Here is a 24,913-nt window from a genome sequence, read left to right on the forward strand (position 1 = left end):
TTTCCTAACAATTGCCCCGGTACGCGGTTAAGGTAGATATCCTGAAAAGTACTTTATGGCAGTTGACCACCCCCTTACCCCTGAGAAATCCCTTATTGTTTTAGCCGGCGCCACCGGTGACCTGGGCGGGCGCATTGCCCGGCACCTGCTGCAACGCGGCGCCCGGGTGCGGGCGCTTGTGCGCCCCGGAGGCACAGGTGACAAAACCGCGGCTTTGCGGAAAAAAGGCGCCACGCTGGTGGAAGTTGATTACCGTAACCATGCAGAACTGGTGAAAGCCTGCGCCGGCGCAACCTGCGTGGTATCGGCGTTGTCTGGCCTTGAGGAGGTGATTCTCGATGCCCAGACGGCTCTGCTGCAGGCGGCGGTGGAGGCCGGCGTGCCCCGCTTTGTCCCCTCTGATTTCGCGATTGATTTCACCAAACTGCCCCCTGGCACGAACCGCAACCTGGATCTGCGGCAGGAATTCAAAGAGCGCCTGGACAGGGCACCCATCAAGGCTACCTCCATACTCAACGGCATGTTCTCTGATTTGCTGACCGGGCAGGCGCCGGTGGTCTTGTTCCCGCTCAAACGGGTGGTGTACTGGGAAGACGCAGACCAGCCGCTGGACTTCACCACCACTGAAGACACTGCCGCGTTCACCGCCGCTGCCGCCCTGGATGACACCGCGCCCCGTTACCTGCGGGTAGCCGGCGATGTGCTGAGTGCACGGGGCTTGCAGGATGCCGCCAGCCAGGCTACCGGGCATCCCTTCAAGTTGCTCAAGGCCGGAAAACTGCGCCGACTGGACAGAATCATCAAGTTCACAAAAACAGTCTTCCCGCAAAAAGAGGAGGTCTTTCCAGCCTGGCAGGGCATGCAGTACATGCGGAACATGTTCAGCGGGCTTCCTAAACTGGCGCCGCTGGACAATGACCGTTACCCGGGCATTGAATGGACCTCTGTAGAGGAAGTACTCGCCGAGCATGTTCAGCAGAACTCAAAATAAACTCCACCTTTCGTTGAGATGCCTGGTTGTTTTCGGGCCGTTTTACAGAAATCAGATTTAAAACGGCTTTGGGGGAGCTCTTGTTTTGGAGGGGATTTTCGAAAAACAGGCCCTATTCGCATTCGGTATAAAAACAGAACCGCCGCCTGTTTTCACAACAGGTGGCGGTTCTGTTTTATGGCTTCGGGCCTAGAAGCTTATTGCAAGACTTCCTGTTGGTAAGCCTTGGCGTGGACGTTGGCCACGGCTCTGCCCGATGGGTCATTCAGGTTTTTGAAGGAGGCATCCCACTCCAACGCGACAGGCGTGCTGCAGGCCACGGATGGCACAGATGGTACTGATAGCGCGGCGGCATCGCTGGGGAAGTGCTTGGAGAAGATAGACCGGTAATAGTACTCCTCTTTGGACGATGGCGTCTGGATGGGGAACCGGAAACGGGCATTGGCTAGTTGCTCATCGCTCACTTTGGCGTTAACCATTTCCTTGAGGGTATCAATCCAGTTGTAGCCTACGCCGTCTGAGAACTGCTCTTTCTGGCGCCAGGCCACACTGGCGGGCAGGTAATCTTCAAACGCTTTGCGAAGCACCCATTTCTCCATTCGTTCGCCGTTGATCATTTTGTCCTGCGGATTGATACGCATGGCTACGTCCATGAATTCTTTGTCCAGGAACGGCACGCGGCCCTCAATGCCCCAGGAGGCCAGCGATTTGTTTGCGCGCAGGCAGTCATACATGTGCAGTTTCTCCAGCTTGCGCACGTTCTCTTCGTGGAAAGCCTTGGCGTTAGGCGCTTTGTGGAAGTACAGGTATCCCCCGAAGATCTCATCGGCGCCCTCGCCGGAGAGCACCATCTTAATGCCCATGGCTTTGATGGCGCGGGCCATGAGGTACATGGGCGTAGAGGCCCGCACGGTGGTTACGTCATAGGTCTCCAGGTGGTAAATCACGTCTTTGATGGCGTCAATCCCTTCCTGGATGGTGAACTTGATTTCGTGGTGGATCGTGCCCAGGTGATCTGCTACTTTCTGCGCGGCGGCCAAATCCGGGGAGCCTTCCAAACCGATGGCGAAGGAGTGCAGTTGAGGCCACCAGGCGGCTTCCTGGTCGTTGGTTTCCACCCGTCTTTCTGAGTATTTCTTGGCAATGGCTGAGGTGATGGAAGAATCCAGTCCGCCGGAAAGGAGCACGCCGTAGGGCACATCGCTCATGAGTTGGCGGTGCACGGCGGCTTCCAGGGCCTCGCGCAGAGCCTGGATGTTGGTTTCGTTCTCGGCCACGTTCTTGTACTCCATCCAGTCGCGATCGTACCATTTCTGGTAGCCCTCTTCTTTGCTGGACAGGTAATGGCCCGGCGGGAACAGCTCAATCTTGGCGCACTTGCCCTCCAGGGCCTTCAGCTCAGAGGCCACGTAGAAAGTACCGTTCTGGTCCCAACCTATGTACAGCGGGATAATGCCCATGTGGTCACGGGCGATGAGGTACTCGTTGTTCTCAATATCATAGATGGCAAAGCCGAAGATACCGTTGAGGTCATCCAGGAACTGCGTGCCTTTCTCTTTGTAAAGCGCCAGAATGACCTCGCAGTCAGACTTGGTCTGGAAATTATAAGGGATGGTGAGCTTTTCGCGCAGTTGCAGGTGGTTATAGATCTCGCCGTTGGCGGCCAGCACCAGTTTTCCGTCCTGGCTGAACAAAGGCTGTTTCCCCGAGATAGGATCCACGATGGCCAACCGCTCATGCGCCAGGATCGCATTCTCATTGCTGTAGATCCCGCTCCAATCCGGTCCACGGTGCCGGATACACTTCGCCATTTCCAAAATCTGCGGCCGCAACGCCTCAGATGACTCTTTTAAATCGAAAGCACAAACAATTCCACACACGATACTTACATCTTTTAATTAACGATTATCAAATATTAAGGTAAAAACTCAAAACACCATAAATAGTTTCAAAAAAAATGAACAAACATTAAAAATTACACATCACCAAACCTCTACAGGTGTATAGATTGCATTACAACGGCAGAATGGTTGTTAGTTTGGGAGAATGAATGAGAGAATGAGAGAATGATAAGGCTTAGCGGAAACTTGGGTCATGTTCATGCAGGCTTTCCTTTCTGCGCAGGGACCACTTCCAGTTTATAGCCTGATTTTCTATAAACAGGCGTAAATCATTACCATAGATATACACTCGGAAGCCAATTGATTCCACTAGCTAAATGTAATTACGCTTCAAACGTGTATCTCCCCTTGAGGGAAGCATCTAAGCGTAGCTAGCGCTGGTGAAACCCTGATGGCTGTAGTCGGGAAGCGGGGCTTATGCTTTTTTGGAGAGGTCCTTCAGAGCATCCATGGCGGCCTGGGCGTGCTGTTTGTCCACAAAAATGTGGTCGTGGTAAAAGGCGGCTACTACGTTGCAGCTTATCCCCTTTTCTGAAAGGGCTTGGGAGAAAGCCGCCGTTAAGCCTACTGCCGCCAGCGAGGAATGGACTGTTAGGGTGATCCAGGCTGCGGTAAACGAATAGGCAAGTTGCAACGCATCCGCGAGGTCTTTTCTGAGGATCACGGTGAGGCCTTCGGCTTCCCGGAAGGTCATGAGCGCCTGGGTGAGGTCTATCTTTGCCGGGTCTTGCACCACGCAGAAGACGTAATCACCGGGGTTCAGTTTGGGCTCTAAGGTCCTCAGCATGGTGGCTAAATCTGTTTCGCCGGTCATCTGCTCTTTGGATTGATGGGAATGAATTAATTACTGAATAGCAGCAGGTCTTCCTGGCTGTTGGGCAAGCGGGTGGTCTTCTGTAGTTTCAGCCCTACTTTCTCCAGTAGCCGGATGGATCTTGCGTTATCTGGGGCGGTGATGGCCAGGATAGTTGGGATTTGCAGGCGGGTACTGGCGTCTTTCACCACGGCGCTGGCCATTTCATAGGCATAGCCCTGTCCGCTGAAATCAGGGAGAAAAGCGAAGCCCAGATCGGGGTGCGGTAAGCCATCCCGGTTCACCAGGCCGCACATGCCAATGGGCTGGCCGTCTTCTTTGCGCTCTACCAAAGACAAACCGTACCCATACTGCAAGTAGCTTTTCAGGGGGCCGTGTTGCAGGTAGAACTTGGCTTGCTCCTGGGTCTTGATGTTTCGGTCGCCTATGAACTGCAGCCACCCGGGACTGTTCATGAGGGTGATGATAAAAGCCGTGTCTTGGAACGTGAACTCACGCAGCCTTAGTCTTTCTGTTTCCAGGAGGATTTTCATAAAACGGAGTTAAAATGGAAACGCTACTCGCCGGCTCGCTACGGGTTGAGGAACAGGGCTAATGCTGCTTTTGGCAGAGAGCAATTCAATGGACACTTTGCGTTACACTCGCCTCGGCGGGCTGGGACAACAGCTTTTTGAGCAGCACTATCTGACCTAAATGGTAATGGGCATGCTCAATCACCCCCTGGATGTTGCGGTAGTAGCTGCCGTATTTCTCCTCCACAAAGGTTTCCCCTAGTTTGCTTTCCGGCAACTGCTCCACTAATTGGGCCAGGTCTTCGGCATCGGTCCAAGACTCTTGCAGCAGCTTTTCCCAGGCTTCCGGTGAGTCAACAGCCGGATGGTTGAAACTGTTGGCATCTTTGGCGTTGAGGGGTTCATCCCTTAATACCCGCAATACCGCTTTCACATAGTAATTGATATGGTATACCAGGGCCGCGATGGTGTTGAGGGAAGAGATTTTGGTTGTAGCCTGCTGCCAGGTTATATCAGAAACATGTTCCCTTATGGTGACGTCTGTCCAGTTCTCCCCGAAATGCACTTCTCTCAGGTGCCGGGCCAATTGCTGTGGTAGATTCATGGGCTTGGGGTTTTATTGAAGTTTACAGAAAATAGGCAGAAAATACTTAGGTGGCAACTTCTTTTCAGTTCAGCCTTGGCACCAGGATTGGTCATATCTCCATTCCAACGGCTTGGCTAAGGTGGGAGCTTTGGCAGAAACCGGAACCCTATTGATTTGCCATCGGGAAACCAAGTAAATACATTTTTTTGGCCTTGCCGCCGATGATCCCTTTCTCCCACCTGTAATCATCTGCCCCCAGGCCTTCCAGCAGTACATCCAGATCATTCAGGGTATAGGTCCGGGCGTTAGACACGGCACCGTCCCAGGCGAAGAAAAAGGGAATAATGGGCAGCAGGTACGTAAAGATTATCTGCTGCCAGGTCAAAGGCCTTACTAAGGGGGTAATGAAAAAGGCCACAATGAAATTCAAAGGCAAGGCTACCCACCACAACGAGATGGGGAAACTGTTGTCGCTTATTTCATAGATGCAGATGGGCTGTTTCCTTTCTTTGGCATTGACCAGGATGTTTCTTGCCGTGCCCGGCGGCATATGGTGAAAACTGCACACCATGGTTCTCAACCCAACCAGATTAGGGGGCACATTGGCGGCATCTATGGGTTTGGTTACATAGGCGACACCAGAGCTGCCGCGGGTGTTGATTTGGTGCGCTAATTCTTTGTTGGGGTACAGGTCTGTCAAGGTCAGGGTTAGATCCTGCAGCCTATATTCTGCCCTCAAAGTCTCCGCCACCGCTAGCATAGACCCTCCGCTGCCCGAGCATAAATCTATGATGGCGGGCTTGGGCGCATAGGCCATGACTTTGTTCACCAATTCAACTAAGTCTTTATGGGTGCCTAGCAATCTGTGCATCACCACCATCAGCCTGGTTAAACTAACCCTGAGCCCATTGGGGAACCATGGAAAGTCTTCAAATTCAAATAAGTGGATCCTTTTCATCTTTGGTAGGGACTTCAAGGTTTAGGCTATGCAATGACGGTGTTACCGCACAGGTATGGTGGGCTTCGGCTATTCTTCCAATACTCGCCTCAGGTAGTTGATCTGCCCTAAATGGTAAGACAGGTGCGCGAGCAAATGCATGAGGAAAAATCCATTAGACATAGGATACCCCAAGGCCTCTTCCTTGTGAGGTGCTTCTAGGTCTTCTGCCCTCATTTGGCTCAAGGTGCTCAAAACAATGGTTTTCGTTTCCTCAGTTTGCGCTAATAATCCCCGTTTGGGGACATCCTTTAAGCTAAATTCAGCGTCGCGGTTTCTCACATAGTCATTATTACCTATGTTCTTTCCAATATAGGTCCTTAAGTTACCATTTAGATGCAAGCATAAATTACCGGCAGAATTCTTTACTTCTCCTTTTGTCTTCCAAAGATTGCTCTCTAACTGGAATGCTTCCATCTCTGCCTTCAACCTGTCAAGGTCGCGGGAATAAAGCTTATGCAATTCGGCTATCATCGGGTCAACTTTTAACATTTAATTGAAATCAGCCGCAACTAGGCAGTGGCCAAGAAGGCTGTTTACCTGTAATTGGCTGTGGCATTTTTATGAATAATACCCCACAGGCTATTGACTATTCACTAAACCGCACCGGCGGCTTGCGGTGCTTTGTGCCCTGCTCATAAGAATAGGTGAGCTTGATCAGTGTGGGTTCTGCATACATATCGCCCAGAAACTGCAGGCCGGCAGGTAGGTTGTCATAAGTGTAACCCATGGGCACCGTAAAGGCAGGTAAGCCCGTGTGCGGCGCAATGATCTGGCTGTTGTCGCCTTTGTAGCCCTTGAAATCGCCCACTTTGGCAGGAGGGTGGTTCCAGGTGGGGTAAATGATTGCATCCAGCCGATACTTTTTCATGGCCCCGGTCACGGCTTCCCGGAAAGCGATGCGGCGGGTATCATGGTAAGCATCGCCGCAGGTGGTGGCATCAGGAGCCGGTGCGGTCTTCTGGCTCAGTTCGTACTCTAAGTTTTCTTTAATGTAGGCCGAATACTTGCCCGATGCCGCCACTTCCTGCAAATTTTTCACCGGCGCCTTGGGTCCCAGAGAAGCCAGGTACTGGTTTATATCATGCTGGAAAACGGAACACCATTGGTCCTCGCTTACCTCCGCAAAATTAGGGACTTCAAAAGGATCCACGATTTCGGCACCCAGGCGTTTGAGGTCCGCAATAGCTTTTTCAAACAGCGCCTTTACCTGCGGATCGGGATCTTTGTCACTCAGTACCCGCAGTACGCCTATCCGGGCACCTTTTAACCCGTTTTTATCAAGGAACTGCCGGTAGTTGGCCGGCACCTTGCCCTGGCTGTGTTTGGTTAAAGGGTCAACGGGGTCGTAACCCGCAATTACCTCCAGTATCCGGGTAGCGTCTTCTACCGTCCGGGCCATGGGGCCGCCCACGTCGTTGCGCAAATAAAGCGGTGCGATGCCTGCGCGGCTGGTAAGTCCCAAGGTGGACCGGAAGCCTACCAGGGCATTGTGCGAAGAAGGGCCGCGAATGGAGTTGCCGGTATCGGAACCCAAACCCACGGAGCCCAGGTTAGCCGCCACGGCCGCGGCCGTACCACCACTGGACCCGGCCGGCACATGCCCCAGGTTGTAGGGGTTCAGCGTCTCGCCGGCGATGGAACTGATGGAGACCATGGGACTGAAGGCCCATTCGGCCATGTTGGATTTGGCCAGCACCAACGCGCCAGCCTCCTGCAACACCCGTACCTGGTAGGCATCGGTCTCCGGCTCAAAGCCTTTCATCGCCAGCGAGCCTGCGGCGGTTTGCAGGCCCTTGGTATTGAAATTGTCTTTCACAATGAGCGGAATGCAGTGCAGCGGCCGCAGTTTCTTCGTTTGCCGGTATTCTGCATCCAGGTCCCGGGCCAGTTGGAGCGCCTTGGGGTTGGTGAGTACAATGGCGTTTAGTTTGGTAGGCTGGTCGTACTTTTCTATCCGCTGCAGGTAGGTGGTCACCAGTTGCTCACAGGAACAGGTGCCTTTTTTGAAAGCCGTGTGGATATCGGCAATCGTCGCTTCCTCCACGTTGAATTGCCCGCCTACTTCGGCTCCTGTCTTACCCATTCGGGTACAGGCACTAAACAGAATCAATAAAAAGAAGATGCTAAGAACCCTGGAGAAGTAAAGTCGCATAAGTGCTAATTTAAATGAATGACAGCCGGTAATGCAGCATGGCGTTTACGCCATCATGTCGTTGGTTTTTAGTCCACAGCATAGCTTTGAAGCACCATAAAGCCAGCAGGTGAATCAAGCCCTGTCTGAAAGTGCTACCATTTGGGAATGTAAAGGTCTTTATAAGTAAGATTCGCCTCTTTGAGAACCTTCACCACATACATTGATTTTTGCATGTTTGAAGCGGGTACAAGTCCTGCGAATGTGAATTTACAGCCTTTGGCCTTTGCCATCTTTATGATCTCCACCGACGGGCTTTTGCTTATATTGTCAATCTCAATGGCAATGTTGTTTTGCTTTGCCAAGTCCAACAGTTCTGCGGCCATAGGGCTGTTCAGGGCTCTGCCCTTGTGAGACCAGATATTGATTTTCTTTCCTTTCAGCAATGCCTGTGCCGTCTTTACATCAGTGCTTTCACCAACAATATAGTCCGCGGCTGATGCCTTGGCCATTGCCTGGTTTGTAGCATTCACTTTTATACCGGTAAAAAGGGGAAGATTTTTAGCTGTTGCAAGTTCTTTAACAGAGGCAGGGCTTTTTACCATGGAAACATTGATGCCCGTGGTATATAGGTAGTCCGTAAGTTCTTTCGCTGATAAGGCAGTTTTTGGATTTAAATCAATAAAAGCAAATTGACGGCCCTGCAGCACTACGAGGCTGTCATGCCAGGCACCCAGAACAGGAGCAACCGCGTTTGAACGGGCATCATCTGGCAAGCGGCGTACCCTAAAACTTTTGTACTGCATTTTGCTCAAGGTATCGTGCCCCTGCAGACAGAACGTTCCTTTTCCAAGTCGTGGAACGGTCTTAAATGTTTTCTCGGGCTGCAGGTAGTCAACCGTTTTCATGCCATTGAGCCAAACCTGCACACGGTTGCTTTCTACCCGGGCTTTTATCGTCATCCATTCCCCATCCTGGCCAAATGTTTTGTATAAATTCCGCACCCCGTAAAGGCTGGCCGTTTTTTTGAGTTCTACATAGTCCCCTTCTCCAATATGGGTATTGTTTACCTGTATTTCCAGGCCGCTACTAGGCCAGCCTGTTTCCTGGTATTTGGTATGAAAATAGATGCCAGTATTAGCCAGCTTGAAAGTTTTCACCTGCACTTCCAGTTCAAAATTTTTGAAACCGTCTTTCAGGTGTTCTCCTTCATAAAACAGATGGGAACGTTTTCCGTCGGCCTGGAAAAGGCCGTCCGTTACTGACCAGGTAGCAGGGTTCTCGGTGGCTTTCCATCCGGTTAAATCTTTCCCATTGATAAGTTCCACCCAGCCATTTTCTTCAGTGAGGCTGGAAACGGTTTTATCATCAGCAGGTTTGAAAGCCAGAATAGCTAGGGCAAGTAGGCTCAGCAGCCCGAATGTATTCTTCATGAACTTTTATTTAACTAGAAACTAAAAAATCTGATAACGGTCTCGTGTAAACAGCATACTAGGCCGTCGGCCAGAACTTACGGTTTCCCCTTGTTAGCGACTGCTTTTTAATTCAATATCAAAATATTCTTTGAGTTTGGACTCGAATAGTTCTTCCTCAAACTCCATTATACTTTCGGTGTCACCGTCGGTAATCTTGAGTTGATTATTGCTGAGCGTTTTCCGGCCGTTTTTGGTAATTATGGAAATAACTTTCTTTTGGGTGAAATGAGATTCTTTGCTTGTCTGATGGAACTCACACATTCCCCCAAACTTCTGGAACCCTCTTCCTTTTAGATCAAATAAATACTGCGGAACCCAGCTTCCGCCTTTGAAAAAATTTATTCTCAGGTAATCATCGTGGGCCTTGTCAAACTTGAATAACCCGAACTCATCCTGCAGGTTTACGCCTAGTGATATTTCCAAGGGTTTGTAGGAAAACTTCCCGAAGCCTACATCCACCAGGTATTCCTTTCCGTCTACACCAACCACAATAGCCATATGGTCATATTCTGCCCCGTAATTCTCGTCTTTGATGTGCACCCTGCCAGATACCATACGGGCATCAAAGCCTATGCCCTTGAGAAGCTGATAAAACAGCCCATTCAATTCATAGCAAAACCCACCTCTGCGATTGAGCACTATCTTTTTGTAAATGGCGTCTGTATCTAACGTTATCTTTTGGTTATAGTGAATATCCAGATTCTCAAAAGGCACACTCAGCAAATGAGCTGCCTGAAGCTCAAAAAGCACCTCTTTGCTTACCGAAACCTGACCTTTGAAATTTATCCTATCTAGATATAACTGAATGTTCATTCCATTTGATTTTTAAGAAGTTACTTATTGTAGTAATCCTCTTTTGTATACATCTTCAAACTTAATCTTAAGCAATTGAATCAGTTCAGGTTGCATGAAATCATAATCATCAGAAATGTATAAGCAAACTATTGTCTTCTGCAGGTAAATGTCTGGGAATTTCTTTCGAATTATGTTTCGATGGTGCTATTCCATCACTACCACCGCATCAGCCCAATCTAGCAAATCCTTCGTTAGTATAACTGAAGCACTAGAATCTGTTCCCGCGGATTTAACTTCAAACCTTAGGTCAGCCTCATAAACCTTATGAGCAGTCGCACTTCGCATTCTATTGATAGTGCAAACAAAGAGAATTCTCTTCTTTATAGGTTCTTCTGTTATCATTATCATTTATATACCAACACCCTCCTACAGGAGGCGGGTAAGGTCATCGACCATATTATTGCCCGTCCCCTTTTATTGCGTCATCAATTTGCGCACGGTTACATTCCAAAATCCAATCATTGAATCTATGGTATATTGGCATAAGGGTTTCCTTGTCCTTCGCCACAATATCCAACCCACGGTCATCATACATATAGTAGATTAACTTTCTGTCAATGTTAAGGAAGAATATTTCCTTATGCGTGAGAAATCCCCTGCAATCCAACCTAGGTTGTCTGGAAGGGAAATCCATAACACTAATAGCTGCTAAGATTTTGTGATAGTTTACCCTATCAGTTTTGAGTTTGGTAACTGCAACATTCCATATATCCGTCTTGTCGGCTGGTTCATATAGCCTGTGGACTTTGAAGTACGTCACTTCTTCCTCTGTAAGACCTTTGATTTGCTTGAAGCTGTAATTTGTGAACCTTATTTTTCCGCGTTTGCCCGTGCGCTCCTGAAGAACAAGGTAAATTTTGTCTTCGGGCTTGAAAGCTGCCTCAAATAAGGCAGTCGCTCGTTTCTCCACCTCCTGAAAGTATTCGTCAGTGTTCGTTTTACCCACCTGAAGGTCAAACCTCAAAACGTTTTCCCAGTTGAAAAACAAAGGTGCTTTAATCTTCAAACCTGGGAAGTTCTCTTTGAGGAACTGTCTATATTCTTGTTTGAGTGTCAATCTAGATTTTATAGATGGGCTATAAATAATTACTGGTTAACTACGTCATCCAACCTATCAGCGCTATAGCGAGACTACCTGGTGACAAGCCAATATAGACAGAAATTGAAATACATTGTTGACCAAACCACCACTCCGGTCAACAGACGTTACCAACCTGAAATTACGCCTGCGCTACACCTGGCAATTGGGGCAAAAGTAGGTTGCGCGGCCGCCCACGTACTTCTTCTGGATGAGCGTTTTGCAGCGGGGGCAGTGGAGGTGGGCGTCTTTGGTTGGGGAAGCGGGCGCTTCGTCCCATTCGCGGGCGTGGATAAGGTAATGCGAGGGGAAATCACGGTAAATGGCCTCGGCGGCGATGGCGGTTTCCAGCACTTCCCTGATGGAGGCGGCCAGACGGTTAATCTCGGCGGGCTGCAGGGAATCGGCGGGGCGCTCTGGTTCCAGTTGGGCCTGAAACAGCACCTCATCGGCAATCCAGTTGCCTACGCCGGGCGCAATGCGCTGGTCCAGCAGCAGCGGCTTGATCGCTGATTTCTTCTTGGCCAGGCCCTGGGTCAGTTCCTCGGTGGAGAGGGTAAGCGCATCGGGACCCAGTTTCTTCTGGAGCCGGAAGGCTGCAACGCTTTGGGTGAGCCCCAGCCGACCGAACTTGCGGGAGTCCAGGAAAGCGAACTTAAAGCCGTTCTCAAAATGGAAAATGGCCCGGGCAAAGCGCGGGGTATCTGCCTCATCTTTGTAGTAAGCCACATCGCCGGTCATCCCGAAGTGCATGGTCACGATGGGGCCTCGGGCGGTTTCCAGGAACAGCTGCTTGCCGATGCGGGCCGTCTGGGTGAACTGGTTTCCGCGCAGCGCCCTCCTGAAATCATCCAGGTCTACCTGCAGTTGCCGCTTGGGGTCCTGCACCTCCACCTCGGCAATGGGCTGGAACAGGCTGGTCTCATCAATGAATCGGCGATAGGTCTCTACCTCGGGTAACTCGGGCATGGGAAAGCGTTTTACGTTCAGGGCCTGTTTTCTCAGAATAAAGTTAAAAACAGCGCCTGTTCTACAACCCGCAGCACCTGTACATTGTTGCGCAAAAAGTGTACTTTCGTTCTGTACCCAGAACTGTGACTTGTATGTCTACCCTGCTATCGGCACCGCCTTCCCGCATCGCTATTCCTTCGTTCTTCGCGCAGCTGCCGGAGCGGGTGGCCTGGTCTGCGCAGGAAGCCACGCTGGTGGAATACCGCCGGTTCCAGGACTCGGTGCAGACCCAGGTGCAACTGGATAATCACCTGTTTATGGTGGTGCTGCATGGCCAGAAAGAGGTGCATACCCCACAAGGTGATCTTGTGATGCCGGCCGACACCGGGGGCGTTATCAGGAAAGGCTCCTACCTCATGTCCTCGCGCCGCTGCCAGGATGACCGGTATGAAAGCCTGCTGTTTTTCTTGCCTACTTCCCTCTTGCAGACGTTTGCCCAGGAACAGGCCCAGGCGTTGCATGGATCAACCGCAGAGCCTTCCCAAAGGGCGGGCTTCACATTCCCGGTGAACTCTTCCCTGGCGCTTTACCTGCAGACCCTGATGCCGTTCTTCAAAGACCCGTCCCTGGCGCCGGCGCCGCTGCTGCACCTGAAATTGCAGGAACTGCTGTGGCAACTCTGGCTGCATGACACCGCAGGACCCGCTTTCAGAAACTTTCTGGCGCAGCTGCAGGAGGTGGCCCGCCCCTCTTTGACCGAGCTTCTGGAGAAGAATTTCCTGCGGCCGGTTACCCTGGAGGAGCTGGCGTTTATGGGCGGTTTTAGCCTTTCTGGCCTCAAAAGAGCGTGCCGGCAGACGTACGGCATGGCCCCGGGACAGTGGCTGCGGCAGCGTCGGCTGGAGCACGCCCATTTCCTCCTGCGCCACACCACCGCCAACGTAAGCGAGGTAGCCGATGCAGTGGGCTATGAAAGCGCTTCCCATTTTGTGCAGGCTTTCCGGCAGCAGTACGGCCACACCCCAGGCAAACTCACCGCTGAACCATCCGGGACATAATCTGGCCTTCGGCCGATACCTGCGGACGGCACCTTGACCATAGCTTTGCGGAAACCCTATTCCAGCTTAGCCATGAAAGCCATTTTCCTGTTTTTCCTGTTTTTCACATTTTGCCAGACCGCCTTCTCCCAGGACCAGAAAGGTCCTTTGGTGGTGGCCACTTACGCCCTCGACCAGCACAACCGGTTGGAGAACCTGCAGCCGCTGGCCAGCCACCTGGAGCAAACCCTGCACAGACCGGTGCGGGCCGTGAGTTACCCCACTATCCCGGCTTTGCTGGCGGCCATCAGGGCGCAGGAAGTAGATGTGGCACTGGTGAACACCTATGGTTTTCTGCTGCTCTCCCATGATGCCGTGCCGGCCGTTCAACCTCTGGCAACGTTGGAAACGCCTCCCGGGCAAAAGAACTACCAGGCTTGCCTTTTCGCCAGCCGGTTATCGGGCATTCAGCGTCTGGAGGAGCTTAAGAGCAAGCCAGGACCTACCAGCATCTTACTGGCTGGTGAACACTCCACCTCGGGAAATCACCTGCAGCGTCAGGTTCTGCGGCAGAATGGCTTTGGAACGTTGGAAGAGGTTTTTGAGGAAGTGCAGTACACCCAGAGCCATGCCCAGGTAGTGCAGCAGGTGAAGGCCGGCCTGGCCCAGGTAGGCGCCTGCGGACTGGACGAGTTACTGCAACAGCTGCAGAACTGGCAGGTGTACCCGGAGGACATCACCCTGCTCTGGACCTCGGGCCAGATTCCGCTGGGCCCCGTGGTGGTGAAAGCCTCGCTTCCCGCAGAACTCCGGCAGCAACTGCAAGCATCCTTAACCCAGTTGCACGTGCAGAACAGCGCTGCGTTTAGAACCCTCCTGCAAGGTTGGCCCAAGGCCCGAGGCGCCTCGCGTTTTCAGCCCTTTTCTACCGCCCATGCCCAAGATCTGGCGGGTCTTCTGCGGTAAAATAGTTTTGCCCATAGTTTAAAAATAAAGCCCCAAAACGCAGCCAAGAATAGTCTATTTCGTTAGATTTGTTTGAGACTAGTCCTGTATCTGCATGGAAACACCAACACTGCCCCTTGAACTTTTACGCTACCCTGTAGGAAGATATGAGGCACCCCCTTTATATGGGTCTGCCTTTGTGAAGCAGTCGCTCACGGCCATTGAGGCGCTGCCCGCCAAACTGCGCGCCGCCATCCATAACCTGTCTAATGAACAGCTGGACACGCCCTACCGCCCCGGCGGCTGGACCCTGCGCCAGGTCGTCCACCATCTCGCCGACAGCCACCTCAATGCCTATACCCGGGTAAGGCTGGCCCTCACTGAGAATACCCCCACCATCAAACCTTACGAAGAATCTTCCTGGGCTTACCTTCTGGATGCGCACTGGGCAGACCCCGCGCTTTCCCTGCAGATGCTGGAAGCCCTGCACCAGCGTTGGATTATTCTGCTCCGTTCTCTTTGCATGGAAGAATGGCACCGGTCCTACATCCATCCGGAAAGCGGCGAGACCTATCTGTTTCAGGTAGCAGGCATGTACGCCTGGCACGGGGAGCACCACGTGGGGCATATCACCTCCCTCAAAGAAAGAATGGGCTGGTAATTGGGTTTTCTGCCTATTTTTTTGAAGTCAACCTAAAAACAAAAGGGGCCAGGAAGCTGATTTATAGGAAAATTAGTTTATTTTAGTCAGAAGTTTCAATTTCTGACAATGAGCCTGCCCCCTCCCCTTTTTATTGTTTCTGCCTTCTGGACCCTGTTAGAATTCTTTACGGGGGCCTCGGCACCTGCGCCTGCGCCAACGCCTCAGGCTGTAAAGAGCAGAACCAATATCATGGACTCCCGCACCCTGGAGTTTGTGGAGAACAAAGGACAATGGCCCAGCCAGGTGGCTTTCGCTGCCGATGTCTGGGGAGGCAAAATTTTTCTGCAGCCCACCGGCTTTATGTACGTCTTGCATGACTCCACGGCAGTAGCAGCAGCCCGAAACCACGGGCACTCCCAGGCGGCCGGGGCCACCCTGCGCAGCTCGGCCTCACCAGATGTCTTTAAAAGCCACGCCTACTCCGTCACTTTTGAGAATGCCAATCCGGCTCCTGTGCTACAGCCGCAGGAAGTCACCGAAGGGACCCGGAATTACTATCTGGGCAAAGACCCCAAAAAGTGGGGCTCCGGTGCCCGGGGCTTCCGGCAGGTGCGTTATAAAGGCCTTTACAATGGGGTAGACCTTACGCTTTATGAGCAGGCCGGCAAGCTGAAGTATGATTTGCATGTGGCACCGGGCACTTCGCTAGACCAAATCAAAATCAGGTACAAAGGCGCCACCAAGCTGTCCTTGCAAGACGGCAACCTGCAGGTGGAGACCTCGGTGGGTGATGTAAAGGAGCACAAACCCGTGGCCTACCAGATGGTGCAGAACCGGCGCGTGGAAGTCAAATGCCTTTACCAACTCTCTGGCCAGACCGTCACCTTCCAATTCCCCGATGGCTTTGATAACCGCTACACGCTGGTGATTGACCCGGTGGTAGAATTTTCCTCCTTCACCGGCTCCATCGCCGACAACTGGGGCTACACCGCCACCTATGACAGCGAGGGCAACATGTATTCCGGGGGGATTGTCTCCGGCACCGGGTACCCCACCAACACAGGCGCCTTTGACATGGCTTTCAATGGCATGTGGGACATGGCCATTATCAAGTATGATACCAAGGTAAGCGGCCCCGCAGCCCGCCTGTATGCCACTTACATTGGTGGCAGCAGCACCGAGACCCCGCACAGCCTGGTAGTGAACGCCTCTGACGAACTCCTGGTTTTGGGCACCTCCAGTTCCGCTGACTACCCTACTACTGCGTCGGCGCTGAGCCGCACCTTCAAAGGCGGTGATCCTATCACCCCGCTTGGCACGGGCGGCAACCCTTCCTATACCTCCGGGTCTGACCTTGTGATTACCCGCCTCAGCAAAAACGGCGACAAGTTACTGGCCTCCACTTTCCTGGGTGGCAGCCAGAACGACGGTCTCCTGGCCCGACCCAACTCGCTGCCCACCCTGGTCCAGAACTACGGTGACCAGTACCGCGGCGACATCATCACTGACCCGGACGGGAACGTGTACATCGCCTCCAACACCTCTTCTGATGATTTCCCCGCCACGAACGGATTCCGGTCAGAGATGCACGGCGGCTCAAATGATGCGGTCATCTGCAAGCTTTCTCCGGACCTCAGCCAGGTACTTTGGGCCAGTTATTACGGCGGCACCGGCACAGATGCGGCCTACTCCATCCAACTGGACCAGAACCGGCAGGTGTACGTCTGCGGCGGTACTACCAGCACCACCCTTCCCGGCACCGCCAAAGGGCTTAAACCAACCTCCGCGGGCAATACAGACGGTTTTGTGCTGAAGATCAGCAACACGGGCTCTTCTATCATGGCGGCCACTTTCCTGGGCACCCAGGCCTATGACCAAACCTATTTCCTGCAATTGGACGGCGACAACGCCGTGTACCTGCTGGGTCAGACTCTGGGCGGTTACCCGGTGACCAGCGGCACCTACAGCAACAAGGGCGGCCGGCAGTTTCTGCATAAACTAAGCAATGACTTGTCCACCACCGCCTGGTCTACCGTGTTTGGCGCTGGGCGCACCACCATTGACATTTCGCCCACCGCTTTTCTGGTGGATGACTGCCAGCGCATCTACGTCTCTGGCTGGGGCGGCAGTAACAACGGCGGGTTTTACGGCAACGGCACCACTACGGGTCTGCCCATCACTCCAGGAGCCGCCCAGACTACCACAGACGGAGGCGACTTCTACCTCATGCAACTGGGCACAAACGCCAGCGAGCTCCTCTACGCCACTTTCTTCGGCGGCAACCAGAACATTACCGGCGGAAGTTTTGAGCACGTTGACGGCGGCACCAGCCGCTTTGACAAGAAAGGCTACGTGTACCAGTCAGTGTGCGGGGGGTGCCAGGCTAAGTCAAACTTTCCCATCCCGGCCGGGGCCAATTACTACTCCAGAACCAACAACAGCCTGAACTGCAACAACGCCGCCTTCAAATTTGATTTTGCCGAGGAACTACGCGCCGATGCCGGTCCTGACCAGGAGATTTGCTTGGAGGCCGGCCCCGTGAACCTGGCAGGCTCCCCCAGCGGAGGCGTCTGGACAGGCAATGGGGTTTCTAAGGTGAACGGAGCCTACAAGTTCACGCCCACCCTGGATATGGTAGGTTCCCATACGCTCACCTATACCGTGACAGGCACCGGTTCCTGCGCCATCTCCAACACCATGGTCATGGTCGTGACACCACCCGTGCCACATACCCTCACCATTCCGGGAAACCAGTACTGCGCCAACTCAAAGGAACTCATCCAACTGACCGGCTCACCGGCGGGAGGCGTTTTCTCCGGGAAAGGCGTCACCGATTCCCTTTTCAACCCATCAGTGGCCGGGGTGGGCAAGCACGTAATTACTTACCGCAGTGACGGCTCTAACGGCATCTGCGGCTCTGCTTCCATTACCGTGGAGGTGATTCTACCCCTGGTAGAGATTGGTCCTGATACCACTTTGTGCCCGGGCAGCCTCGCACCCTTCCAGCTGCGGGCCAACGTTGCAGGAGGCACCTGGAGCGGCACCAACGTTTCCCCTACAGGTGTATTCACACCGCCGCCCGGCTTTACTGGTACCATCACCGCGTCTTACTCCATCTCGGCTCCCTGCCCGGTGACAGATACCAAGGTGATCAACATGCCGCCGGTGCCCACCATGCAAGCGCAACTCGCCAACAGCTGCCCTGACAACCCAGCCATCTCGGGCTACGCGCCTTTCAACGCGGCCTTCGCCAACGGCACCACCAACGCAGACACCTTTACCTGGACCTTCGGGGACGGCACCCAATCAGATGAGCATTCGCCCCGCCACCTGTACAAAACCCCGGGTAAGTACAAAGTCACCCTGATTGCCACGTACGGCAACGGCTGCCAGGAAACCCTGGAAGTAGGGGAAGTGGTAGTGGAGCCGCCTTTTATCCCCAATATCTTCACGCCCAATGGCGATGATAAAAACCAGACCTTTGTGCAGCACTTCAGTTGCTTCCCCACCGAGATCATTGTGTATGACTTGTGGGGAAAACAGGTGTACCAGCAGAAAATTTACAACCAGAAATGGGACGGCGGCAATCTCTCTGAAGGCACGTATTTTTACATCCTCAAAGACACGGAAGGCAACACCGCCAAAGGATGGGTGGAAATTCTGAAATGACCTGTTAAACCACTAAAAGGATTAGTACTGCAAAAGTCACATTTCCTGAGGCCCCAGGAACGGCAGTTCCGCCATATTTAATTTTACCTGAAAGAAGCCCGCCTTAAACGAACTCTTCTATTACCGGCATAGTTTTAATACTTTTAGGACTTTATCTTATTCAAACATACTATGTCAAAACGCGGTAGACGCACTTTAGGCGTTCCTACTTTCCCTTTGCCCATCTCGGGTCAGTTCATGCCTGCTATTCTTCTGATCATTATGGGCTTAGGTCTGCTGGTCTTCAAGAACCTGACGCAGGAGGTGAAGCATGTGCAGGACCTGATGGTGAAGGAAGGAACCCTGATCAACTATTCATTCAAGAAAACCCCCGAGGGAAATAGAGACTACGGCATCTGGCTTAAAGAATTCGCTGAGCGGTTTGAGCTTTCCGGTCAGCAGGAAGCCGTCTTTGATACCACTGCCTTCAAAGCCGCCCTTAAACCCGGCGACCGGCTGCGTGTGGAGTACAGCGACCGGGAAGATGTGCTGGAAAACGGCGGTGTGCGCCGGCTGTACGGCTTATCTGCGCCGGCCAAGAACCTCACCTTTTTCCAGGGCAAAGACACTGTGTACCAGCAGAACAACGGGGCGCTCACCTATGCTATTTATGGGTTACTGGCCGGCGGCATCCTGCTCTATATCTGGCAGATCTACAAAACCCAGCGGCAACGCAACGCTTACGAAGAATAACGCCTTTAGCGGCTTTTCTTGTTTTATGGCTGATTTTAAAGAATCGGTTTTAAAACAGGAAAACAAAAGGCGTTGAAACGGCAGGCGAAACAAAGATAAGACAGCCATTCTAGACCGGGGCCGTACAAGAGAGGAGACATCCACGCTTTATATGAGTAAGTACCCAACCACCCCACGCCAGGTAATCTACGCCTGCGGAAGCGGCAAATGCCAGAAACGCGGCGGCAAGGAAATCCGGAAGAACATGCGCGACCAACTGAAAATGGCCGGCCTGAAAGACGAGGTAGAGATCATCAAAACCGACTGTACCGACCGTTGCAAGCACGGACCTATTTTCAGTATACAGCCGCAGAACATCTGGCTCCACGATATGAGCGAAGCACAAATCCTGCAGGTTTTCAGAGAACAGGTGCTGGGCAAATAAAAAACCCCTCAGGCTTACGGGCTTGAGGGGTTTTGCTTTTTATACGGGAAGCCTTCTACAAAGGTTATTCGCCGGCGGTGTCGTTGTCATATTTTATTTTGCGCACGTGCTTGTCAATCTCCCAACGGCCGGTGCCTTCTTCACCGATCACGTCAAACAGCTCCAGGGCGCGGCGAGCCACATACTCCTCTTCCACCTGCTCTTTCAGGAACCACTGCAGAAACTGGAACGTCATGTAATCCCGTGACTTCATGCACTGGTCGGCCAGGCGGTTGAACTGCTGGGTCACAAAAATCTCCTGCTGCAGCGCCTTCTCAAATACATCGCGGAAAGAGTCAAACTCCTGCGGAATGTTCACCACCTCAGGGGAAATGGCATGGCCGCCCAGATCACCCACGAAGTTGAACAGCTTGAGCATGTGCTCACGCTCCTCATGCGACTGCTTCATGAAATAATCGGCGCTGTAGTCATATCCCTGGCGGTTGCACCAGCTGGACATAGCCAAATACGTAGCCGAGGAATGGGCCTCAACTTTTATCTGTTCGTTTAAAAGCGTTTCTATTTCTTCTGAAAGAGAGGTACGCAATCTCAGTAAATCTTTCATGGTCTGTATCTCCTTTTGCAGCCTGACTTGGATAAGCGGCCTAACTCAAATATACCGGTTAAAGCCGCTCTTTGTTCTTGCCAAAGCCCTTTTTGGCGTAATACAGATTCAGTCTAAATTCAGGTCTGTAGAAGGGATAAGAGGAGCCTGATAAGGTTGTAGCTGTGTTTTGGACCTGTTTTCTTGAAAATGGCTCCTGAACGCGTAACCCACCCCTACCCCTCCGAGGAGGGGAGTTCCGCCATGTGTGGGAAGGCGGTTGAACCATAATTTTGGTTGTTGGTGATAACACCAACAACGGTGGGCGGGGTTACGCGGAGAACGGTGAGAAATGTAGGGGCATCTCTTGTGCGTGCCCTTTCAGGTAGCGTCGGTTATTTCCGGTTGATTTCCGATAGCTGCCTTTTATTGCATTAGAACCGTGGGAGACAAGGCATGCCTTGTCTCTGCATTCAAAAACCGGTGAGAACAAGACAACCACGCAAGCGTTCCACCCGTCCGCTAGGACGATGCAGGCATTGCAGCGCCTCTTCAAGCAGGGCAGGACCATGCAGGTCGTTGGAGGTTGGGCGCGTGCGTAACCCAACCTCTGCCGACCGCAGGCAGTGGCTTCTCCAATGGCAGTGGCATAAGTTCACTATGCAATAAATAGCGGCAGCGGGGTGTCACAGAAAGTGAAGAAAAGACTGTTTGAGCGTCAGCGAGTTTCTTTTCTTCTTGATTCTTTTGGTTACTTTTCTCATCAAGGAGAAAAGTGACAAACCTCCAAACGGAGGAGCAAGCTCTGGAAGCTGAGCAAGGGGGTAGTTGGGGTAAAGACCCGAGAAGTAGTTTTGAGGCTAACGCCTCACTGCAGTTGCAAACTGCAGACCATGGTAGGTCCAAGTCACAGACTTGAACCAGAGAAAGTAAAATGAACAGCAGGAGAAGTCATCCCCCTACCCCGCCGAAGGGTGACTTTACGTTTGGCAGGCGTTTTCCAGAAAATACATCAAAAGTAGGAAACCAGCCTGCAGAAGATCAATCCCAAAACAGGAACAAACAATAAAAAGGCCTATACGAAGAAAAGGCCCAAACAAGGGAAAGAAGAAAAGAGAAAACGAGAAATAAAGAAGAAGAAAGACTTAGTAAACAGCGGGAGCGTAAAGGCACTCGTACAGCATACTGTTCAAAGACATCATCGCGCGGGCGCCTTGCAGCAACTCCTGGAAATGCAGCACATCCGTGAGGGTTAACACGAAGCAGCGCTCTGAGCGGTAGGGCATGAGCACATGTACATCTGAGGCGCGGGAGGGGTCTTCCAGCATAGCCTCCACGTTGATGGCGTCTACGTGCTGCTTCAGGGCCATGAAATCCTTCACTTTGAAAGGCGAAATGCCGCCGGCGAACTCCACAAGATAGCAGTTATACCTGTTGCACTGGTAAACAGCGCCGTAAATGGTCCGGAATAGCTCTTGTAGGTTCTGGGGGGTGGGCATAAGGCAATTCTACTGATTTGCTCAAAAGGGAACACTACAAAAATAGCATCAGTTTAGAATTAGTCCAAATAAATAAGAATAATATTGCTCAATTTTCTGCCGCAGGCAAGAAAAAAGCGTTTAGAGCCTGTTTTAGAGGAAACAAGCCCTAAACGCTTCAAGAGAAAAATACGCATACAACCTATTTCTCTCGTTTCACTAGCTTGGAAAAGCGGCTGTCTTTTTCATCCTGGTAGAGGAAAGCCAGTTTCTTTTCCTCAAATTTTTCGAAGAACTCTTCCCAGGTGATGTCCTCCAGGTTGTCCTCGGCGTAACCCGGGAAGTTGATGCGCAGCAGGCCGGCCTCATCGCCGTCGCCGGTGCCTTTTACTGAGGCGGGTTTGCCGTCGCGGGCCTCGGCCCATTTCTTGATGGTGTTATGGTCGGTGGTGGTTTTCGCAGATTCTGCCATAGTTTTACAGAAAGGTTAGTGAACTATTCTTTGGACGAAGCCAAACCCAAAAAGTTACCCACCCTGCGCCGGCACGCCCCTAAACTTTTACCGTACTTTTACGGTTCTACTCATATGTACTTTACCTAGTATCCAAATCATGAGACTTCTCCTTTTTGCCTGTATATTCCTGTTGGGTTTCACCTCCTGCGCCCAGGGCCGGAAAGAAAAACAAGCCGCTACATCCACTAAACCAACAGCCCAGCAACCCAGTGTTTCCCGCGATAGCCTTTCTGTGGCTACTTTCGCGGGTGGCTGTTTCTGGTGCACCGAGGAAGCCGCTGAGAAGCTGAAAGGCGTCTATGACGTGGTTTCTGGCTACACCGGCGGCTCCACCAAGAACCCTACCTATGAGCAGGTGAGCACTGGGCTCACTGGCCATGCCGAGGCCGTTCAGATTTACTATGACCCTAAGGTGATTTCTTACCATACCCTGCTGGAAGCATTCTTCGCGGCGCATGACCCTACCACCCTCAACCGCCAGGGCCCAGATGAAGGAACCCAGTACCGCTCGGCCATCTTCTACCGCACCCCAGAGGAGAAAGCCCAGATAGATGCCTACATCAAGCAACTGAACAGTACCCGGGCGTTCCAAGCCCCTATTGTGACCCAAGTGGTAGCTTTCAAAGCCTTCTACCCCGCCGAGGAAGAGCACCAGGATTTCTACCGCAACAACCCCAACAACCCATACATGCGTGCGGTCTCTACGCCTAAGGTGGAGAAATTCAAAAAGAAGATGGATGGGAAGTTGAAAGACGGGGAATAAGCCTGCACCGTAGGTCTAAACCAGAATACCAGAACTCTAAAAAGCAAAGAGCGCTGCCCCTCAGGGAACAGCGCTCTTTGCTTTTTTATCTTTTGAAGCCTAAGCGGCTAACTTGCCTTCTAACCTGGAAAGTAATTCCAGGAACTGGCCAGACAACTCCTCAATCCGGGCAAGGCCATTCTGGGCTTCGTCTATCTTGCCGCGGTCATAGAGGCTAAACAGAGCATCGGCGGCGGAGCTCAGGTCTTGTTGAACCTGCTTCAGCTCCAGTACTTCAGCAACGTTTCTGTATCTGGAAAAACCCACAGAGTTAAACCAGATGTTGATGGGTCCGTTCCGCGAGAAAAAGTCAGCATCATGCGTGCCGCCGTAAAGCACAGAACGCACTTTTGACTTAAACAGAATATGCTTAATCCGTAATTGTTGGAAATCTACCTGCGCTTGATTCATTTGCAGCAAAACTACTTCTAATAGATAGTTCTAAACCTCAATTGGGGCGTTACCCTTTTCTGAGTGTTTCCAACTCTTGTCTTAACTTTACTTTGTCTGTGACATTATACCCAAAAACAATGATGCCAGTTACCTTGTCTGCCTCAATAAGGGGCTGGTAGGTGGTGGTAAAGTAACGCTTCTCCTTGTGTCCGGTGTTGTTCCAGTCCATTTCCACGCCAATTTCCTCGGCTACAAAAGGCTGACCAGTAGTATAGACATTGTCCAGGATCTGCAGGAATCCTTGCTCAACCACCTCCGGCACTGCCTCCTTCACCGTTTTTCCGGTAAGTTCTCTGCCGGGCATCAGTTGCTGGTATTGCGGGTTCACCAGTTCAAACCGGTGCTCCTCCCCTTTCAGGATGGCAAAGATAGCGGGTGCCTGCATAATGAGGCGCTCCAAGGTCAGGCGCTGATCCTCGGCTTTCTGGAACGCCTGTTGCACCTGGTCTGAAAGGACAGACATCTGCTCATTTGATTCCAGGATCTCCTGCACCATCAGTTTGGTGCTGTGGATGTCATTGGCACTGCCCACGCGCATAATTACCTTGCCCTGTTCATCTTTCATGGGCAGGCTTCTTACCAGATACCAGCGGTAGCTACCGTCTTTGCTCCTAATGCGTAGCTCGGCCTGGAACTCGGTCTCGGCGTAGATGGCTTCTTTCTGCCGGTTTGTAACGCGGTAAATGTCATCTGGATGGATTACTTTCTGCCAGCTGCTGCCCATGAACTCTTCAAACGGCAGGCCGGTATAGTCCAGCCAGCGCTGGTTCACGTAGGTGCAGGCGCCGTTGGGCTCGGCGGTATGGATCAGCTGCGGCACGGCATCAGTGAGGAACTTGAACTTCTCTTCGCTGGCTTTACGGGCCTGCTTGGCCAGTTCGCGTTCCGTTACATCAGATGTGTTCTGGATCACGAACCGCACGTTGCCCGCCTCATCCAGCACCGGCGTGTGTGATGCCTCCCAGTAGCGGGTATCGTAGCCCCCGCCCTCCTCTACCGGCTTTTCCAGGTCATATCTGAGCACATCCAGGTAGTCAACCTTCTTGGTTTCCATGGCTTTCTTGATGGAGATGATCACCGGGTTCTCCTCAAAAGAAATGGTTGGTTCCTGGTACACTTCCTTCAGAAAGACCTTCCCTATGATTTCTTCCCGTCTGCGCATAGTGGTTTTCAGGTACCGGTCTGTGGCAGCCAGAATCTTGAACTCAGGAGAAACAATCACAATGTTCTCAGGGATATTGATAAAATAATCAAAGAATTCCATATACAGAGGTTAGGCTTCGGGAGGAATGCAGCGCCAAAAATAAGGCAATCAGGGTATATATTTCACTGCGTATAC

24 protein-coding genes are annotated in these 24,913 nt (G+C 52.1%); 8 read left to right on the plus strand and 16 right to left on the minus strand.

Annotated elements, in window-relative coordinates; genetic code table 11:
- Nucleotides 1–55 precede the first annotated feature (55 nt).
- Nucleotides 56–991, plus strand: coding sequence for an NmrA family NAD(P)-binding protein (locus J3P34_RS09740; RefSeq protein ID WP_210488211.1), 936 nt, complete (start codon nucleotides 56–58; stop codon nucleotides 989–991).
- 197 nt (nucleotides 992–1,188) lie between these two features.
- On the opposite strand, the gene asnB is transcribed toward J3P34_RS09740, so the two are convergent.
- The 11 genes from asnB to mutM form a co-directional block, all read right to left on the minus strand.
- Entirely contained in the window at nucleotides 1,189–2,871 is a 1,683-nt protein-coding gene (gene asnB, locus J3P34_RS09745) for an asparagine synthase B (RefSeq protein WP_210488214.1), read from the minus strand.
- Nucleotides 2,872–3,307: 436 nt separating this feature from the next.
- Complete coding sequence (locus J3P34_RS09750) at nucleotides 3,308–3,706, minus strand: ACT domain-containing protein (protein ID WP_210488215.1); 399 nt, start codon at nucleotides 3,704–3,706, stop codon at nucleotides 3,308–3,310.
- Between the two features lie 26 nt (nucleotides 3,707–3,732).
- Nucleotides 3,733–4,239 carry a GNAT family N-acetyltransferase gene (locus J3P34_RS09755; protein ID WP_210488217.1) on the minus strand — a complete coding sequence of 169 codons (507 nt, stop codon included), beginning with the start codon at nucleotides 4,237–4,239 and terminating at the stop codon, nucleotides 3,733–3,735.
- Between the two features lie 85 nt (nucleotides 4,240–4,324).
- Nucleotides 4,325–4,822 (minus strand): DinB family protein, encoded by a 498-nt coding sequence (locus tag J3P34_RS09760; RefSeq protein ID WP_210488219.1) that lies wholly within the window; start codon nucleotides 4,820–4,822, stop codon nucleotides 4,325–4,327.
- A gap of 148 nt (nucleotides 4,823–4,970) precedes the next feature.
- The gene (locus J3P34_RS09765; protein WP_246853645.1) at nucleotides 4,971–5,675 is read right to left on the minus strand and encodes a hypothetical protein; all 705 of its coding nucleotides are present in this window, start codon (nucleotides 5,673–5,675) and stop codon (nucleotides 4,971–4,973) included.
- Between the two features lie 156 nt (nucleotides 5,676–5,831).
- On the minus strand, nucleotides 5,832–6,275 hold the full coding sequence (locus J3P34_RS09770) for a DUF1572 family protein (RefSeq protein ID WP_210488223.1): 444 nt from the start codon (nucleotides 6,273–6,275) through the stop codon (nucleotides 5,832–5,834).
- A gap of 115 nt (nucleotides 6,276–6,390) precedes the next feature.
- A complete protein-coding gene (locus tag J3P34_RS09775) occupies nucleotides 6,391–7,887 on the minus strand; it encodes an amidase family protein (RefSeq protein ID WP_246853646.1) in 1,497 nt (498 codons plus the stop codon).
- Between the two features lie 203 nt (nucleotides 7,888–8,090).
- Nucleotides 8,091–9,368, minus strand: a complete 1,278-nt coding sequence (locus J3P34_RS09780; RefSeq protein ID WP_210488228.1) for a DUF1080 domain-containing protein — start codon at nucleotides 9,366–9,368, stop codon at nucleotides 8,091–8,093.
- A gap of 93 nt (nucleotides 9,369–9,461) precedes the next feature.
- On the minus strand, nucleotides 9,462–10,223 hold the full coding sequence (locus J3P34_RS09785; RefSeq protein WP_210488229.1) for an arylamine N-acetyltransferase family protein: 762 nt from the start codon (nucleotides 10,221–10,223) through the stop codon (nucleotides 9,462–9,464).
- A gap of 439 nt (nucleotides 10,224–10,662) precedes the next feature.
- Nucleotides 10,663–11,322: a DUF3885 domain-containing protein gene (locus J3P34_RS09790; protein ID WP_210488231.1), complete on the minus strand. Its 660-nt coding sequence runs from the start codon at nucleotides 11,320–11,322 to the stop codon at nucleotides 10,663–10,665.
- Nucleotides 11,323–11,496: 174 nt separating this feature from the next.
- Nucleotides 11,497–12,312, minus strand: a complete 816-nt coding sequence (mutM, locus tag J3P34_RS09795; protein ID WP_210488233.1) for a DNA-formamidopyrimidine glycosylase — start codon at nucleotides 12,310–12,312, stop codon at nucleotides 11,497–11,499.
- Nucleotides 12,313–12,446: 134 nt separating this feature from the next.
- On the opposite strand from mutM, the gene J3P34_RS09800 reads away from it, so the two are divergent.
- The 6 genes from J3P34_RS09800 (at nucleotide 12,447) to J3P34_RS09825 (ending at nucleotide 19,744) form a co-directional block, all read left to right on the plus strand.
- Nucleotides 12,447–13,352, plus strand: coding sequence for a helix-turn-helix transcriptional regulator (locus J3P34_RS09800; RefSeq protein WP_210488235.1), 906 nt, complete (start codon nucleotides 12,447–12,449; stop codon nucleotides 13,350–13,352).
- A gap of 72 nt (nucleotides 13,353–13,424) precedes the next feature.
- A complete protein-coding gene (locus J3P34_RS09805) occupies nucleotides 13,425–14,297 on the plus strand; it encodes a phosphate/phosphite/phosphonate ABC transporter substrate-binding protein (protein WP_210488238.1) in 873 nt (290 codons plus the stop codon).
- Between the two features lie 94 nt (nucleotides 14,298–14,391).
- A complete protein-coding gene (locus J3P34_RS09810) occupies nucleotides 14,392–14,937 on the plus strand; it encodes a YfiT family bacillithiol transferase (RefSeq protein WP_210463270.1) in 546 nt (181 codons plus the stop codon).
- A 231-nt stretch (nucleotides 14,938–15,168) separates the two neighbouring features.
- Nucleotides 15,169–18,588, plus strand: coding sequence for a DUF7948 domain-containing protein (locus J3P34_RS09815; protein ID WP_210488240.1), 3,420 nt, complete (start codon nucleotides 15,169–15,171; stop codon nucleotides 18,586–18,588).
- Between the two features lie 171 nt (nucleotides 18,589–18,759).
- A complete protein-coding gene (locus J3P34_RS09820) occupies nucleotides 18,760–19,320 on the plus strand; it encodes a hypothetical protein (protein WP_210488242.1) in 561 nt (186 codons plus the stop codon).
- Nucleotides 19,321–19,471: 151 nt separating this feature from the next.
- Entirely contained in the window at nucleotides 19,472–19,744 is a 273-nt protein-coding gene (locus tag J3P34_RS09825) for a (2Fe-2S) ferredoxin domain-containing protein (RefSeq protein ID WP_210463267.1), read from the plus strand.
- Between the two features lie 64 nt (nucleotides 19,745–19,808).
- Here the strand turns inward: J3P34_RS09825 and J3P34_RS09830 are convergent, their stop codons facing one another.
- From J3P34_RS09830 to J3P34_RS09840, 3 genes are all read right to left on the minus strand, one after another.
- On the minus strand, nucleotides 19,809–20,348 hold the full coding sequence (locus tag J3P34_RS09830) for a ferritin (protein ID WP_210463266.1): 540 nt from the start codon (nucleotides 20,346–20,348) through the stop codon (nucleotides 19,809–19,811).
- Between the two features lie 1,124 nt (nucleotides 20,349–21,472).
- A complete protein-coding gene (locus tag J3P34_RS09835) occupies nucleotides 21,473–21,826 on the minus strand; it encodes a hypothetical protein (RefSeq protein WP_210488243.1) in 354 nt (117 codons plus the stop codon).
- A 181-nt stretch (nucleotides 21,827–22,007) separates the two neighbouring features.
- Nucleotides 22,008–22,277, minus strand: a complete 270-nt coding sequence (locus J3P34_RS09840) for a hypothetical protein (RefSeq protein ID WP_210488245.1) — start codon at nucleotides 22,275–22,277, stop codon at nucleotides 22,008–22,010.
- Nucleotides 22,278–22,416: 139 nt separating this feature from the next.
- Between J3P34_RS09840 and msrA the strand changes: the two genes are divergently transcribed.
- Nucleotides 22,417–23,082 (plus strand): peptide-methionine (S)-S-oxide reductase MsrA, encoded by a 666-nt coding sequence (gene msrA, locus J3P34_RS09845; RefSeq protein ID WP_210488247.1) that lies wholly within the window; start codon nucleotides 22,417–22,419, stop codon nucleotides 23,080–23,082.
- Nucleotides 23,083–23,181: 99 nt separating this feature from the next.
- On the opposite strand, the gene J3P34_RS09850 is transcribed toward msrA, so the two are convergent.
- Nucleotides 23,182–23,532 (minus strand): histidine kinase, encoded by a 351-nt coding sequence (locus J3P34_RS09850; protein ID WP_210463262.1) that lies wholly within the window; start codon nucleotides 23,530–23,532, stop codon nucleotides 23,182–23,184.
- A gap of 49 nt (nucleotides 23,533–23,581) precedes the next feature.
- Nucleotides 23,582–24,838, minus strand: coding sequence for a PAS domain-containing protein (locus J3P34_RS09855; protein WP_210488249.1), 1,257 nt, complete (start codon nucleotides 24,836–24,838; stop codon nucleotides 23,582–23,584).
- Nucleotides 24,839–24,913 lie beyond the last annotated feature (75 nt).

It is taken from the genome of Rufibacter aurantiacus, assembly GCF_017916345.1.
GTDB classification, from domain to species: Bacteria; Bacteroidota; Bacteroidia; order Cytophagales; family Hymenobacteraceae; genus Nibribacter; species Nibribacter roseolus.

What these genes read in the sequence shown, in the direction of transcription:
- J3P34_RS09765 (WP_246853645.1), bottom strand. Translation starts at nt 5,675, where the DNA reads ATGCACAGATTGCTAGGCACCCATAAAGACTTAGTTGAATTGGTGAAC.
- J3P34_RS09825 (WP_210463267.1), top strand. Translation starts at nt 19,472, where the DNA reads ATGAGTAAGTACCCAACCACCCCACGCCAGGTAATCTACGCCTGCGGA.
- J3P34_RS09855 (WP_210488249.1), bottom strand. Translation starts at nt 24,838, where the DNA reads ATGGAATTCTTTGATTATTTTATCAATATCCCTGAGAACATTGTGATT.
- J3P34_RS09830 (WP_210463266.1), bottom strand. Translation starts at nt 20,348, where the DNA reads ATGAAAGATTTACTGAGATTGCGTACCTCTCTTTCAGAAGAAATAGAA.
- J3P34_RS09760 (WP_210488219.1), bottom strand. Translation starts at nt 4,822, where the DNA reads ATGAATCTACCACAGCAATTGGCCCGGCACCTGAGAGAAGTGCATTTC.
- J3P34_RS09820 (WP_210488242.1), top strand. Translation starts at nt 18,760, where the DNA reads ATGTCAAAACGCGGTAGACGCACTTTAGGCGTTCCTACTTTCCCTTTG.
- J3P34_RS09770 (WP_210488223.1), bottom strand. Translation starts at nt 6,275, where the DNA reads ATGATAGCCGAATTGCATAAGCTTTATTCCCGCGACCTTGACAGGTTG.
- J3P34_RS09850 (WP_210463262.1), bottom strand. Translation starts at nt 23,532, where the DNA reads ATGAATCAAGCGCAGGTAGATTTCCAACAATTACGGATTAAGCATATT.
- J3P34_RS09810 (WP_210463270.1), top strand. Translation starts at nt 14,392, where the DNA reads ATGGAAACACCAACACTGCCCCTTGAACTTTTACGCTACCCTGTAGGA.
- J3P34_RS09800 (WP_210488235.1), top strand. Translation starts at nt 12,447, where the DNA reads ATGTCTACCCTGCTATCGGCACCGCCTTCCCGCATCGCTATTCCTTCG.
- J3P34_RS09775 (WP_246853646.1), bottom strand. Translation starts at nt 7,887, where the DNA reads ATGGGTAAGACAGGAGCCGAAGTAGGCGGGCAATTCAACGTGGAGGAA.
- J3P34_RS09740 (WP_210488211.1), top strand. Translation starts at nt 56, where the DNA reads ATGGCAGTTGACCACCCCCTTACCCCTGAGAAATCCCTTATTGTTTTA.
- J3P34_RS09785 (WP_210488229.1), bottom strand. Translation starts at nt 10,223, where the DNA reads ATGAACATTCAGTTATATCTAGATAGGATAAATTTCAAAGGTCAGGTT.
- J3P34_RS09815 (WP_210488240.1), top strand. Translation starts at nt 15,169, where the DNA reads ATGGACTCCCGCACCCTGGAGTTTGTGGAGAACAAAGGACAATGGCCC.
- J3P34_RS09755 (WP_210488217.1), bottom strand. Translation starts at nt 4,239, where the DNA reads ATGAAAATCCTCCTGGAAACAGAAAGACTAAGGCTGCGTGAGTTCACG.
- J3P34_RS09805 (WP_210488238.1), top strand. Translation starts at nt 13,425, where the DNA reads ATGAAAGCCATTTTCCTGTTTTTCCTGTTTTTCACATTTTGCCAGACC.
- J3P34_RS09840 (WP_210488245.1), bottom strand. Translation starts at nt 22,277, where the DNA reads ATGGCAGAATCTGCGAAAACCACCACCGACCATAACACCATCAAGAAA.
- mutM (WP_210488233.1), bottom strand. Translation starts at nt 12,312, where the DNA reads ATGCCCGAGTTACCCGAGGTAGAGACCTATCGCCGATTCATTGATGAG.
- J3P34_RS09835 (WP_210488243.1), bottom strand. Translation starts at nt 21,826, where the DNA reads ATGCCCACCCCCCAGAACCTACAAGAGCTATTCCGGACCATTTACGGC.
- msrA (WP_210488247.1), top strand. Translation starts at nt 22,417, where the DNA reads ATGAGACTTCTCCTTTTTGCCTGTATATTCCTGTTGGGTTTCACCTCC.
- J3P34_RS09750 (WP_210488215.1), bottom strand. Translation starts at nt 3,706, where the DNA reads ATGACCGGCGAAACAGATTTAGCCACCATGCTGAGGACCTTAGAGCCC.
- J3P34_RS09780 (WP_210488228.1), bottom strand. Translation starts at nt 9,368, where the DNA reads ATGAAGAATACATTCGGGCTGCTGAGCCTACTTGCCCTAGCTATTCTG.